This window comes from Microbispora bryophytorum (genome assembly GCF_006874465.1).
GTDB classification, from domain to species: domain Bacteria; phylum Actinomycetota; class Actinomycetes; order Streptosporangiales; family Streptosporangiaceae; genus Microbispora; species Microbispora bryophytorum.
Window position 1 is genome coordinate 262,573 of the sequence record NZ_VIRL01000006.1, and the last position, 13,721, is coordinate 276,293.

The 13,721-nt window shown below is 72.6% G+C and carries 8 protein-coding genes; 6 read left to right on the top strand and 2 right to left on the bottom strand.

Annotated elements, in window-relative coordinates:
• Positions 1–38 precede the first annotated feature (38 nt).
• The gene (locus FLX07_RS14950; protein WP_142571372.1) at positions 39–2,936 is read left to right on the top strand and encodes a CDP-glycerol glycerophosphotransferase family protein; all 2,898 of its coding nucleotides are present in this window, start codon (positions 39–41) and stop codon (positions 2,934–2,936) included.
• Between the two features lie 42 nt (positions 2,937–2,978).
• Positions 2,979–3,521: an RDD family protein gene (locus tag FLX07_RS14955; RefSeq protein WP_142571373.1), complete on the top strand. Its 543-nt coding sequence runs from the start codon at positions 2,979–2,981 to the stop codon at positions 3,519–3,521.
• Between the two features lie 19 nt (positions 3,522–3,540).
• Here FLX07_RS14955 and FLX07_RS14960 read toward each other — a convergent pair whose 3' ends face one another.
• Entirely contained in the window at positions 3,541–4,302 is a 762-nt protein-coding gene (locus tag FLX07_RS14960) for an SDR family oxidoreductase (protein WP_142571374.1), read from the bottom strand.
• Between the two features lie 109 nt (positions 4,303–4,411).
• Between FLX07_RS14960 and FLX07_RS14965 the strand changes: the two genes are divergently transcribed.
• The 3 genes from FLX07_RS14965 (at position 4,412) to FLX07_RS14975 (ending at position 11,834) form a co-directional block, all read left to right on the top strand.
• Positions 4,412–5,248: a helix-turn-helix transcriptional regulator gene (locus tag FLX07_RS14965; RefSeq protein WP_142571375.1), complete on the top strand. Its 837-nt coding sequence runs from the start codon at positions 4,412–4,414 to the stop codon at positions 5,246–5,248.
• A 71-nt stretch (positions 5,249–5,319) separates the two neighbouring features.
• Complete coding sequence (locus FLX07_RS14970; RefSeq protein ID WP_142571376.1) at positions 5,320–8,583, top strand: ATP-dependent helicase; 3,264 nt, start codon at positions 5,320–5,322, stop codon at positions 8,581–8,583.
• Complete coding sequence (locus FLX07_RS14975; RefSeq protein WP_142571377.1) at positions 8,577–11,834, top strand: ATP-dependent helicase; 3,258 nt, start codon at positions 8,577–8,579, stop codon at positions 11,832–11,834. The genes FLX07_RS14970 and FLX07_RS14975 overlap by 7 nt, the downstream gene beginning before the upstream one ends.
• Here the strand turns inward: FLX07_RS14975 and FLX07_RS14980 are convergent.
• Positions 11,809–12,546, bottom strand: coding sequence for a Uma2 family endonuclease (locus FLX07_RS14980; RefSeq protein ID WP_167748245.1), 738 nt, complete (start codon positions 12,544–12,546; stop codon positions 11,809–11,811). The genes FLX07_RS14975 and FLX07_RS14980 overlap by 26 nt on opposite strands.
• 388 nt (positions 12,547–12,934) lie before the next feature.
• On the opposite strand from FLX07_RS14980, the gene FLX07_RS14985 reads away from it, so the two are divergent.
• Positions 12,935–13,720 (top strand): hypothetical protein, encoded by a 786-nt coding sequence (locus tag FLX07_RS14985; protein ID WP_142571379.1) that lies wholly within the window; start codon positions 12,935–12,937, stop codon positions 13,718–13,720.
• The last annotated feature ends 1 nt before the right edge of the window (position 13,721 follow it).

Below are 13,721 nucleotides of genomic sequence, written 5' to 3' on the forward strand. Positions count from 1 at the left end.
TTTCTGAACACAGGTCTGCGAAGGGTGGTGCCTCCCGAATGACACCCGCACCCACGAGCGACGCCGTCGCCGAACGACTGCGGGCTGTCCAGGAGCTTTACGACCGAGGCGAGCCGATCGACGCGCTGGTCGCGCTCGTGCGCGCGGAGGGGCTCAGCCCCACGCAGCGCCGGGAGGTCGACCGTGAGGCGATCGTCGGTCCCCTGGGTCTGCGCCTCGACGCCGCAGCCAAGCGCGGGCCCGCCCGCCGCCGCCAGACCATCGACGCGCTCCGGCCCTACCTCGCGGAGGTCGATCCCAAGGTCAAGCGGGAGCTGCCGGTCGGGCGCCGGGTCGCCTGTCACCTGATCGAGACGCAGGACCCGGGCGAGCTCGCCGAGGGCGACGCGCTGGCCAAGCTCGCCGCCGCCGCGGCCGAGCCCTCCCGCCGGGTGCGGCGCGGCCTGCGGTGGTACGCCGACCTGCCGGTGGAGGTCGGCGACCCCTCGCTGCTGCGCCTGCGGGCGGCCGACCTCGTGCCGGTCACGCAGATCGACGACATCACCTGGGTGGGCAACCGCCTGAAAGTGACCGGGCACGCCTACATCGCGGGCCTGTCGGTCCGCAGCGGGCGGTTCAACCGCGCCACCGTCGTGCTGCGCGGCCCCCGCTGGCTGCCCCCGGTCACGATGAAGACCCGCAGGACCTACCGCCCCGAGGCCACCCACGCGGCCCGCGAGCCCGGATGCAACTACGACTGGGCGGGCTTCACGGCCGAGCTGCATCCGTTCGCCCTGCGCTGGCGCTCCGGAGTGCGGGCCCTGGTGCGCGGCACCAAGCGGGTGCTGCGCCGCCGCCACGTCGTCCAGGACACCACCACCTGGCGGGCCGAGATCGTGATCTGGAGCCGCGCCGCCCGCGCCAAGGGCGTGCTGCGCGGTCCGGTGGTCGGCCGCACCGAGCGCCCGGCCGGCCTGCAGGTGCGCCCGCGCTGGTGGGTGCGGCCCGTGTGGACCTCCGACAAGGCGCTGCAGGTGGTCTTCCAGCCGACCCGCGCCCAGCTCACCGGTGTCCGGCTGAACGGCGACAACATCGAGCTCACCGGCTTCCTGCCGGGCCGGGCCGTGACCAAGGGCAAGGCCCGCGTCGGCGGTCACCGCATGTCGGCCGACTTCGCCCCGGTCGAGGGCGGCAGCCGCTTCTCGCTGTCGCTCGGGGTCGGCACACTGCTCAACGCGGAGTCCCGGCGGCTGTGGGTCGAGCCCAAGGGAGACCCCGCCGCGGCCGTCATGCTGGAGGGCGCGGAGGAGACCCGCCTCCTGCTCGGCGAGCGCGAGGTCACGGTGCAGGGCGACCGGCGCGACCGAGTCGTCATCTCCGGTCACAAGATCCTGCCCGTGATCACCTCGGCCGAGTGGCACGACGAGTCGATCACGCTCATCGGCCGCTACCCCGACCCCGACCAGGGCCCGCGCGACCTCGTGCTGCGGCACCGGGGCGGGCTCAGCATCCGCGTGCCGCTGGAGCGCGACGGCGAGCGCTTCACCGTGCGGCTGTCGCCCGGCGCGATGTCGCGCCTGGGGTCGGCCGTGCCGCTGGCCGAGGGCACCTGGAACGTCTCGGTGGCCCCGCCCGGCAGGTACGGCCCCGCCATGGTGCCCGTCCGGTTCGACCACGCCGGCCTCGACGCGCTGGACGAGAGCCCCCGGCTCATCGGCGGCCGGGTCTACCGGTTCGTCGCCACCCGTTACGACGTGCCGGTGCTGGTGGCGGCCGAGGACCGGCCCGGCGACGAGCGGAGCGCGGCCGGCGTGTGGGCGCTCAGCCGCACCTTCTACCCGGCCGAGCGCGCCCGCCCGCTGCGCGAGGCCACCGTCTACGTCTCCTTCGACGGCCGCGCCTACTCCGACAACCCGCGTGCCGTCTACGAGGAGCGGGTGCGGCGCGGCGACGAGGGCGAGCACATCTGGGTCGTCAGGGACGGCGCGTTCGTCCCGCCGGGCTCGCGCGAGCTGGGCCTCGGCGACGGCGTGGCGCCCACGGTCGTCCGCGAGGGCAGCCGGGAGCACTACGAGGCGCTGGCCCGCGCCCGCTACATCGTGTCCAACGGCTTCATGCCCCAGTGGTTCCGCACCCGTGAGGACCAGGTGTGCGTGCAGACCTGGCACGGCACGCCGGTCAAGCACATCGGCCGCGACCAGGCCCACATGAAGCGCGAGCCCCGGCCCCCGGTGTGGCACCGCCAGGCCGTGGAGGTCCGCGGCTGGGACCTGCTGCTGTCGCAGAGCCCGTGGGCGTCGTCCGTCCTGCGCAATGCCTTCGGTTACGAGGGCGAGATCCTGGAGTCGGGCTACCCGCGCAACGACGTCCTCGTCTCCGGCGACCGCGACGCGCTGGCGGCGGAGATCCGGCGCCGGATCGGCATCCCCGAGGGCAAGCGGGTCGTCCTGTACGCGCCGACCTACCGCGACTACGACCGAAGGAACGCCACGGTCAAGCTCGACCTCGCGGATGCGAAGCGGGCACTCGGCGCCGACCACGTGGTGCTGGTCCGCGGTCACATGATGCAGGCCTTCCCCCACGTGAACGCGCAGGACGGCTTCGCGATCGACGTGACGACCTACCCCGACACGGCCGATCTGCTGCTGATCGCCGACGTGCTCGTCACCGACTACTCGTCGGTCATGTTCGACTTCGTGGCGACCGGGCGGCCGGTCGTGCTGTTCACGCCGGACCTGGCCAAGTATCGCTCGTCCCGCGGGCTGTACCTCGATCTGGAGTCCCAGCGCCCGGGGCCGCGCCTGGAGACCTCACCCGAGGTCGTCGAGGCCCTGCGCAACATCGACGCCGTGACCGCCAAGCTGTCCGACCGCTACGCGGCCTTCACGCGGACCTACGCGCCGCATGACAACGGCAAGGCCACCGCGCGGGTCATCGACCACGTCTTCACGTCCTGATCCTGGCCGAGAGCGTGCTGTCGTGCCGGGATCGAGGACGCCATGCCGACTACATCATCGATCAACGGGGGAAACCGCGCACCGGCTTGGCATCGCATCGCGGCCTGGCTGATCGACTGGTTGCGGATCCTCGTCCTTCCGCTGCTCCTGGTCCCGGTCGGCGTGGCCCTCTACTCGGCGGGACTGCGACTGCCGGTCGGCCTGTGGAACCTCATCTCGTTCCTCTTCCTGATCGCGCCGGTGACCCTGTGGTGTGCCTGGCGCGAGTCCGGCCGCTTCCAGGCCACCCCCGGTAAAAGGGCCAGGGGCCTGATCGTCGTCGACGCCCGCTCCGGGCGGCCGGTCGGTTTCGGGCGGGCGCTGCTGCGCAACACCGCCAAGATCGCTCTACCGTGGGAGCTGGGGCACACCGTCGCGTACGGCTTCGCCACCACGGCCCGGAACCCGTCCGAGTCTCTGATGGTGCTGACGATCATCGTCTACGTCATCATGTTCGCCTGGTTGGGCGCCCTCTTCCTGCCCTCGACCAGGACGCCTTACGACCTGCTCGGCGGCACCCGGGTCGTCTCGGGATCTCGCGAGTGACGCCTCCGCTGCCGACCGCTCAGGCCTGGTTCGTCGGCAGCACGACGACCTGACGGAGGTTGACGTGCCTGGCCCGGCTGACCGCGTACGCGATCAGGTCGGCGATCTCCTCGGCGGTCATGGGCGTGATGACCTCGAACATTCCGGCCAGTTGCGCGCCGATCTCCGGGCTGTCGACGTGGTCGCCCAGCTCTGTCGCCGTCAGGCCCGGCTCGATGTTGGTCACCCGCACGCCGCGCGGGCCGAACTCCGTGCGCAGGTTCGCGGACAGGTGGGTGAGGGCGGCCTTGGTGGCCCCGTAGACGGCATAGCCGGGGAAGAGGACGTGGGAGCCGATCGACGAGATGTTGACGAGGTCGGCCGTCCGGCCCTCCGCCGCCGCCGCGAGCAGGTCGGCCGTGAAGGCCCGTGTGATCCGCAGGGCGCCCGCGACGTTCGTGTCGAGCATCCGCGTCCACTCGTCGATGCGGCCGTCGTCGATGGCGTTGGGCAGCATCATGCCCGCGGCGTTGACCACCAGGTCCACAGGCCCGAGCGCGGCGTGGATCCGGTCCACGGCGGCGGCCACGCTGTCGTCCCGGGTTACGTCGGCGGTCACGGCCACCGCGGTGCCGCCGTCCGCGGCGATCTTCCGGACCAGGTCCTCCAGCCGGTCGGCGCGCCGGGCGAGCAGCGCGACCTTCGCGCCGGAGGCGGCCAGCAGCCGCGCCGTCGCCTCTCCCATGCCGCTGGCGGCCCCGGTGACGACGGCGACGCGTCCGCCCAGGCTCTCGTAGCTCATCGTGACTCCTTTGAGTTCGCGGGTTCGACGAGAGTCACTGTGGCGGGGTCGGCCGGGTTTACCCAGCTCACGCCTGGTACTGGTAACGGCGGTACTAGGCTTGTGCTCCATGAACGGTGATCTGGGACGGTTCCTGCGCTCTCGCCGGGCCCGGATCAGACCCGAGGACGCGGGGCTCCCGGCATACGGGCGCCGGCGGGTCAGCGGGCTGCGGCGCGAGGAGGTCGCGCTGCTCGCGGGCATGAGCGCGGAGTACTACATCCGCCTGGAGCAGGAGCGCGTCGGCAACGTCTCCGACGAGGTGCTCGACGCGGTCGCCCGGGTGCTGCGCCTGGACGGCACCGAGCGGGCGCACCTGCGCCGCCTCCTCCGGCCGCCGGGCGATCGGCGGGCTCCCCTCGCGCACGTCCGGCCCGGGGTGCGGATGCTCCTGGACGCGGCCGACTCCGTCCCGGCGTGCGTCATGGGGCCACGGATGGACGTGCTCGCCTGGAACGCCCTCGCCGAACGGATCAACGGGTTCTCGGCCGTGCCGCCGGGTGAGCGCAATCTGGCCCGTCTGACGTTCCTGACGCCGGCGGCGCGCTCGCTCTACCGCGACTGGGCGGCCGTGGCCGCCGAGGCCATCTCCTACCTGCGCCTGTACGCCGGGAGGCATCCAGACGATCCGCTGCTGGGCCCACTCGTCGCCGACCTGTCCGCCGACCCCGATTTCGCCCGGCTGTGGGAGGAGCACCAGGTCGCCGAGAAGACCTTCGGCGTCAAGCTGCTGCACCACCCGGAGCTCGGTGATCTGGACTTCGCGTACGAGACCCTGGCCCTGCCCGGGGACCCCGAACTGCTGGTCGTCATGTACACCGCCGATCCGGCCTCCCCGACCGGCCGCGTACTGGCCCGGCTTCGCGAGGCCCGCGAACCCGGCGTACAGGAGGCGGCGGCCGGCTGATCCGCCCTACTAGGACACGGAGTGGGCATTCGGGCACGATCTGCCTCGGTGATCTGGTGGAATGCTGTGTTGTGAGTGGTCAGAACTACCGGCTGGTGCGTCGCGGGGGCGTGGGGCATCGCGCGGCTCCCGTGCTGGACGAACATCAGCGTGCCGTCGTCGAGCACGAGAGCGGGCCCCTGCTCGTGCTCGCCGGGCCGGGCACGGGCAAGACGACCACGATCGTGGAGACCGTCGTCGACCGGGTCGAGCGCCGCGGCGTTGACCCCGAGCGGGTGCTCGTCCTCACCTTCAGCCGCAAGGCGGCCGGTGAGCTGCGCGAGCGGATCACCGCCCGGATGCGCAGGACCACCAGGACCCCGCTGGCGCTCACCTTCCACAGCTACGCGTACGCGCTGCTGCGCCGTGAGGCGGTGCTGGCCGGTGAGCCGCCGCCGCGCCTGCTCACCGGTCCCGAGCAGCTGCTGGAGGTCCGGCGGCTGTTGCACGGCGAGCTGGAGGACGGCGCGCGGCACTGGCCTCCGGACATGCGCGAGCTGCTCAAGACCCGGGGGTTCGCCGAGGAGCTGCGCGACTTCCTGTCGCGTGCGGCCGAGCGCGGCCTGTACGGCGACGCGCTGGTGCAGCTGGGCCACGAGCACGGCAGGCCCGACTGGGAGGCCGCAGGGCTGTTCTCCTACCGCTACCAGGACCGGTTCGACCTCGATCCGGTGCCCGCGCTGGACTACTCGGAGCTGATCCGCGAGGCGGCCGGCCTGCTGGCCGACGGCGAGGTGCGGCGGCGTGAGCGGGACGCCTACGACCTGGTGCTCGTCGACGAATACCAGGACACCGACCCGGCGCAGGAGTTCCTGCTCCGGCAGCTCGCCGGAGACGGCCGCGACCTGATCGCCGTCGGCGACCCCGACCAGTCCATCTACGGCTTCCGCGGCGCCGACGTGCAGGGCATCCTGCGGTTCCCCGAGCGGTTCCCGGCCCGGGACGGGCGGGACGCCCCGGTGGTCGCGCTGCGGGTGTGCCGCCGCAGCGGGCCGGCCCTGCTGGAGGCCTCCCGGCGCGTCGCCTACCGCCTGCCGGCCGTGCCGGGCCCGGTAAGCAGGCACGAGTACAGGCACGACAACAGGACCGGCGGCCACCGCGACCTGATCCCGGTCGGGGAGGCCGATCCGGGCGAGGTGAAGGTCCTGCTGGCCGACAGCGCCACCCAGGAGGCCGCGGTGGTCGCCGACACGCTGCGCCGGGCGCACCTGCTCGACGGGGTGCCGTGGTCGCGCATGGCGGTGCTGGTGCGCAGCGCCGTCCGGCACGTGCCGCTGCTGCGGCGGGCGCTGGTCACCGCGGGGGTGCCCGTCGTGGTCGCGGGCGACGAGCTCCCGCTGGTGCAGGAGCCCGGCGTCCGGCCGCTGATCACGCTGCTGCGGATCGCGGCCACGCCCGCCACGCTCGACGTGGCGACCGCCGAGGAGCTGCTGACCGGTCCGCTCGGCGGCACCGACATGATCGGCGTGCGCCGGCTGCGCCGCGCCCTGCGGATCGCCGAGCACGAGGCGGTCGCCGCTGAGGCCGCCGCCGCGGAGGAGGCAGGCCGGCCGGCGCTGCCCTTCACCCCGCGCTCGTCGGACGAGCTGCTGGTCGCGGCGCTGCGCGACGCCCGGGAGCTGGGCGGCGTCGAGCCGCATGTCGCGGCGTCGGCCGAACGCCTCGCGCGGCTCATCGCGACCGCCAGCGAGGCCGTACAGCACGGCCAGGGCGCCGAGGAGACGCTGTGGGAGATCTGGCAGGCCAGCGGGCTCGCGGAGCGCTGGACGGAGGCCAGCCTCGCGGGCGGGGCCCGGGGCGCCCAGGCCGACCGCGACCTCGACGCCGTCGTCGCCCTGTTCGACCACGTGGCCCGCTTCACCGACCGGCTGCCCAAGGCCGGGGTCGCGGTGTTCCTCGACGACCTGACCTCCCAGGAGATCGCCGGCGACTCGCTGGCCGAGTCCGCCCCCGAGGGCGACGCCGTACGGATCCTGACCGCGCACCGGTCCAAGGGCCTGGAGTGGGACGTGGTGGTGGTCGCCGGCGTTCAGGAGGGCCTGTGGCCCGACCTGCGCCTGCGCGGCTCGCTCCTCGGCACCGAGGCGCTGGTGGACCTGGCGGGCGGAGTGGAGTTCGCGGGCGGCTCGGCGCTGGACACCACGCAGGCCGCGACGGCCGCGCTGGCGTCCAAGCTCCTCGCCGAGGAGCGGCGGTTGTTCTACGTCGCGGCCACCCGCGCCCGCAGGAAGCTCGTCGTCACCGCCGTGGGCGGCGAGGACACCGACGAGCGGCCCTCACGGTTCCTCACCGAGCTGCTGCCCGGCGGCGTGGGGGCGGCGACCGTGGACGACCGGGCGCGGTGGCTCAGCATGTCCGCGCTGGTCGCGGACCTGCGCGCGGCGGTGTGCGACACGAGCAGGCCCGAGGCGCTGCGCCGCGAGGCCGCCGCGCACCTCGCCAGGCTGGCCCGGGCCGGGGTGCCCGGCGCCAACCCCGGAGAGTGGTACGCGCTGACCCCGATCTCCGACGACCGGCCGCTCGGCTGGCCCGACGACATCGTGCAGATCTCGCCGTCGTCGGTGGAGAGTTTCACCAAATGCGGGCTGCGCTGGATGCTGGAGAACGCGGTCGGGGCCGGGACGTCGAACGTCACCCAGAGCCTCGGCACGGTCGTCCATGCGATCGCCGCGATGGCGACCGAGGACGGCACCGACTACGTCGAGCGGCTCGACGACATCTGGGACCAGTTCGACTTCGGCGGGCTGTGGTTCAACCGCAAGCAGCGCCGCGTCGCCGAGCAGATGGTCGACAAGTTCGTCCGCTGGCAGAAGGACAAACCGCGTGACCTGGTCGCGGTGGAGGAGGCGTTCACCGTACGGGTGCCGGGGCACGACATCCAGATCACCGGCCGGGTGGACCGGGTCGAGCGGGACGAGGCGGGCCGGGCCGTGATCATCGACATCAAGACCGGCAGCGGCAGGCCCAAGGACACCGAGATCGACCGGCATCCGCAGCTCGGGGTGTACCAGCTCGCCACGACGCTCGGGGCGTTCGAGCGGCACGGCCTCATCCAGCCGGGCGGTGCGTCCCTGCTGCACCTGGGCAAGGCGGCGGGCCAGTCGGCCGACGCCAGGGAGCAGGCGCAGCGGGCGCTCGGCGACGACTCCGAGCCCGACTGGGCGGAGAATCTGGTCAAGACGGTGGCGACCGGCATGTCCGCGGGCGTGTTCGTCGCCACGGTCAACGACGGCTGCCGCACCTGTGCCGCCAAGATCGCCTGCCCGGTGAACGACAACGGAGGACAGGTGTGCTGACGCCGGATGAGCTGGCGGGCCGGCTCGGGATCCTTCCGCCCACCCCCGAGCAGGCGGCCGTCATCGAGGCGCCGCTGGAGCCGATGGTGGTGGTGGCGGGGGCCGGATCCGGCAAGAGCGAGACGATGGCCGGGCGGGTGGTCTGGCTGGTCGCCAACGGCCTGGCCAGGCCCGAGCAGATCCTCGGCCTCACCTTCACCCGCAAGGCCGCCGCCGAGCTGGCCGAGCGGGTGCGCCGCCGGCTGGCCGGGTTGGCGGAGGCCGGGCTGGTCGAGCCGGAGCTGCTCGACTCGGAGCCGACGGTCTCCACCTATCACGCGTACGCCGCGCGGCTGGTGACCGACCACGCGCTGCGCGAGGGGCTGGAGCCCACCATGCGGCTGGTCACGCCCGCCGTCGCCTGGCAGATGGCGGCCCGGGTGGTAGGCCAGTACGACGGGCCGATGGACCGGGTGGACCTGTCCCCGCCCAGCGTCACCGCCGCCGTGCTGGACCTGGCCGGGGAGCTGGCTGAGCACCTGCGCGAGCCGGCGGACGTCCGCGAGGTCGGCGACTGGCTGCGCGAGCGCCTGGCCTCGCTCACCGGGCGCATCGTCAAGGACCAGCGAAAGCCGGTGGAGACCCAGGCCATCCGTGAGCAACTGCTGCCGATGGTCGAGGCGTACGAACGGCTCAAGCGCGGCCGGGAGGTCATCGACTACGGCGACCAGATGGCACTGGCCGCGCGGATCGCCTCACGGCACCCGGAGGTCGGCGCGTCCGAGCGGGCCCGGTTCTCGGTCGTGCTGCTCGACGAGTATCAGGACACCAGCCACGCCCAGCTCGTGCTGCTGCGTTCGCTGTACGGCGGGGGCCACCCGGTCACCGCGGTCGGCGACCCCTGCCAGTCGATCTACGGTTGGCGCGGCGCGTCGGCGGGCAACCTGTCCCGGTTTCCCAGCGACTTCCCGGCGGCGTCCGCAGACCCCGCGCAGGTGCGGCGGCTGTCGGTCAGCTTCCGCAACGGCGAGCACGTGCTCGCCGTCGCGGCCCGGATCCAGGTGCCCCTGCGCCGGGAGGCCCGTGAGGTGCCGGTGCTGGTGCCGGGCGGCAACCGGGCGGGCCGGGGGCGGGTGCTGTGCGCCTTCCACGAGACGGCCGAGGACGAGGCGGAGTGGATCGCCGAGGGCCTGGCCGGGATGCTGCACGGCGAGGACGCCCCGGACGGCCTGCCCTGGGGCGAGGGCGAGCGGACCAAGCGCGGCCCCGCCCTGCAGCCGCAGGACGTCGCGATCCTCGCCCGCAAGCGGTCGCAGTTCCCGGCCCTGCGCCGGGCCCTGGAGGCCCGGGGGGTCCCCGTGGAGGTCGTGGGCCTCGGCGGGCTGCTCACCGTGCCCGAGGTGGCCGACATCGTGGCGACCCTGCGGGCCCTGTACGACCCGACCGCGGGGGACGCGCTGGTCCGGCTGCTCGCCGGGCCGCGCCGGCGGATCGGCCCCGCCGACCTGAAGGTGCTCGGCGACCTGGCCCGGGAGCTCAACAAGGAGATCAGGGCGGCCAGGGGTGGGCCGCGCCCGGAGGACCCGCTCGACCAGGTCGTCGCCGACCTCGCCGAGGAGCGCGGCAGCCTGATCGACGCGCTCGACGAGTTGCCCGACCGGCCCGACTGGCTGGAGCGGTTCTCCCCGCTCGCGCGGCTGCGGCTGCCCGCCGCCGCCCGCGAGCTGCGCCAGTTGCGCGCCCATGCCGGGCAGCCGCTGCCCGACCTGATCAGCGAGATCGAACGCCGGCTCGGCCTCGACGTGGAGGTCGCCGCCAGGGGAGGCAGCCCGCTGGCCGCCCGAGCCGACCTCGACGCCTTCCTCGACGCCGCGTCCCGGTTCGCCGGAGACTCGGAGGATCCGACGCTCGGCGCGTTCCTGGCGTACCTCAAGGCGGCGGAGAGCGAGGAGTTCGGGCTGGAGGCCGGGCGGGTCGGCGACAGCAACACCGTCAAGCTGATGACCGTCCACGCGTCCAAGGGACTGGAGTGGCCGGTCGTGGTGGTGCCGGGCCTGTCGCAGCTCACCTCCCAGAAGGGCGGGCTGATCAAGGGCAGTATGTTCCCCGCGACTCCGGTCACCAACTCGCGGTGGACGGAGAACCCGCGCAAGCTGCCGTACCCGCTGCGGGGGGACAGCGCGGACCTGCCCGAGTTGGCCGGGCTGGACCGGGAGGCGCTGGGCGCCTTCGACGAGCGCTGCCGCGACCGCGACCTGACGGAGGAGCGGCGGCTGGCGTACGTCGCCGTCACGAGGGCGCACTACCTGCTGATCGCCTCCGGCTACCGCTGGGGCACCTCGTCCCGGCCGCTGGAGCCGTCGGACTTCCTGCGGGAAATCCGCGAGGCGGGCGCCCGGGTCGTGCGGTGGTCCGAGGATCCGGACAGCTCGGACAATCCGCTGCTCGCCGAGCCGCCGGTGGCCGACTGGCCGGCCGTCACGGTGAACGACGCGATCCTCGACGGCGCCCGCCTCGTCGAGGAGGCGATGATGGGCGATGCCCCGCCCGCGGCGGCCGGTGACCACGCGCTTGTCCGGGACTGGGAGCTGGAGCGGATGCGGGCCTGGGCGCGCGACACCGACCTGCTGCTGCGCGAGCGGGAGACGAACCGCCGGCGGGCCGGGGCGGTCGTGGAGCTGCCGTCGCGGCTGTCGGTGTCGTCACTGGTCACGCTGGCGCAGGACCCCGCGGCGTTCGCTCGGCAGGTGCGCCGGCCGGTGCCGCGCAGGCCCGCGCCGCTGGCCCGAAGGGGCACCACCTTCCACCGCTGGCTGGAGTCGCGCTGGGGCCAGCAGCGCCTGATCGACGACCTGGAGCTGCCCGGCGCCGCCGACGAGCTGTCGGAGACGGAGGTCCAGCTCGCCGAGTTGCAGGAGCGGTTCGAGGAGAGCGAGTGGGCCGGGCGTGAGCCGGTCGACCTGGAGATCCCGTTCGAGACCATGATCGGCGACCGCCTGCTGCGCGGCCGGATGGACGCGGTCTTCCGCGAGGGCGACGGCTACGTGGTGATCGACTGGAAGACCGGTGAACGGCCGCAGGGCAGGGCCGCCGAGACCGCGTCGGTGCAGCTCGCGGCCTACCGGGTGGCCTGGGCCGCACTGGCCGGGGTGCCGCTGGAGAGGGTCGGCGCGGCCTTCCACTACGTTCGCTCGAACGAGACCGTCCGCCCCGTGGACCTCCTCGACGCGGACGGCCTCACCGCGTTCATTCAGCGGGTTCCGGAGGACTGACCACCTGGTCGAAGAGCACGCTCGTCTCGATCTTGATCCCGAATGGTTCGGGTAGTTCCAGGACCTCGCCCTCTTCGGCGGTGACGATCTGCCGGTACGCCTGCCGGTGGTAGTCGAAGGGCTCCAGGTCGGCGAGGGGATCGCTCATCAGCGTCACTCTGCGCGGAGACGCCACGGGGTCCACGATCAGATAGAGCGGTACGCCCGCCCGCGCGTAGTCGAGCGGCTTCTCCTTCCAATCGACCTCGTGGTTGCCCGGAGAGCACACCTCCACGGCCAGCAGGACGCTGTGCCCGTGCACCCGCATCCGATCGAGCCGCTCGGCTTTCATCGGCAGGACGAGCAGGTCGGGTAGCCGATGGTCGAGCATCGGCGGGATGTGGACCGCCCAGTTGCAGAAGAAGCGCCAGCCCTTCGCCATCCCCAAGGGAAGCAGGAGCTTCGAGACCCGGTCGATGATCTCGTTGCTCTCCTCACCCATCCACGGGCTCACGACGACCTGCCCGAGACGAATTTCCGCCCGATAACCGGCGTCGTTGAGTTGCATGCACAGGTGCAGCACCTCGTCAGGGAGCTTCTGGGGCTCTTCAGGCTGCCCGGCGTCTGGGGGCTCGTGCTCGTCGGAGACGAGATCGTCCGGGACGGGGTCGTCCTGCGTGCGCGGGGCGGGGCGATCGTGCCTGCCGCGTTTGGTCGGCTTCGTGAGGGCCATGGCGCCATCCTCTCCTGCTCCTCCATGTAATGGTACGGAAGGTTTCCGGGTCGCCACGGAAAGTAACATTGGAGTGAGGGGAGGGAGATTCGTCGAAAGAGAGAACGAGGTGAAGGAAAGTCCTACCTGGGAGAGGAAAATCGGCTCCGCGAATCGGTCATGGGCGACGTACCCGCCGCAAATGTCCTACTGCGGTATCTGACTTTTCCCGAAAGAGCGATTGTTTCTTTCGCAGACGCACCGGTCCATGATCGGCTATTAATGGCCTATGTCGGTTGTGCGGATGGCGATGGCGGCGGTCTGCGTCGCGGCGGTGGCCGGGTGTTCGGCGTCGGCAGCGGCGAATCCTCCGGATCTCGCCCTTCCCTTGGACGCCTACAGTCTCGGGGTGAAGGATCGCGCCCAGGTGATACGCGCCCGGTTCATGCTGATGGAGGAATGCATGCGCCATGTGGGGCTCGATTTCCGGTTTCCCGCCGTCGAACCGGTGACCGACCTGCGTAATGTCGATCTCCTCGGATGGCTCGATCCCGGCCAAGCCGCCGAATCCGGATATCTGGGGAAGGGGCGGAACCCGGATGAGATGACCGGCATTCCGTCGTACTCCGTCACCGACGACGAGTTCTATGTGCTGTACGGGAAGGTCCGGCGGTACCACGGGCGTACGGTGCCGCCCGGAGGCTGTATGGCCAAGGCGGACGCCCTGCTGAACCGGGGAGCGGGGGGCGTGACCCCGGCCGATGCCGGCAAGAGGTTCGACGACGACGAGGTCCCGCGTTACGTCGACAGCGCGGCCGACCTCGCCGTGAAGGACCCGCGGATCGCGGCGGCCGAGCGCGAGTGGAGCGACTGCATGCGGTCGGAGGGCTTCGACTACCGGAGCACCGTCCACGCCGTCGGCGACCGGCGCTGGGCGGCGACCGTCAACGACGACTCGATCGGCCACACCCCCAAGCCGCGTGGCACGCGGGCCGAGATCGACACCGCGGTCGCGGACGCGGGATGCCGGGAGGAGACCGGCTACTCCGACGTACGTCGCAAGGTGTACGTCGAGGCCGAGAACCGGATCATCGGCCAGAGCCGCGCCCGGCTCCACGTCATCAGGTCGCTCAACCAGGCCCGCCTCGCCAACTCCGCCAAGGTCCTCGACGGCAGACTCACGCTGTCCTGGTAGC

Excerpts from the sequence above, each read along its gene's own strand:
- FLX07_RS14950 (WP_142571372.1), top strand. The coding sequence starts at position 39 with ATGACACCCGCACCCACGAGCGACGCCGTCGCCGAACGACTGCGGGCT.
- FLX07_RS14955 (WP_142571373.1), top strand. The coding sequence starts at position 2,979 with ATGCCGACTACATCATCGATCAACGGGGGAAACCGCGCACCGGCTTGG.
- FLX07_RS14960 (WP_142571374.1), bottom strand. The coding sequence starts at position 4,302 with ATGAGCTACGAGAGCCTGGGCGGACGCGTCGCCGTCGTCACCGGGGCC.
- FLX07_RS14965 (WP_142571375.1), top strand. The coding sequence starts at position 4,412 with ATGAACGGTGATCTGGGACGGTTCCTGCGCTCTCGCCGGGCCCGGATC.
- FLX07_RS14980 (WP_167748245.1), bottom strand. The coding sequence starts at position 12,546 with ATGGCCCTCACGAAGCCGACCAAACGCGGCAGGCACGATCGCCCCGCC.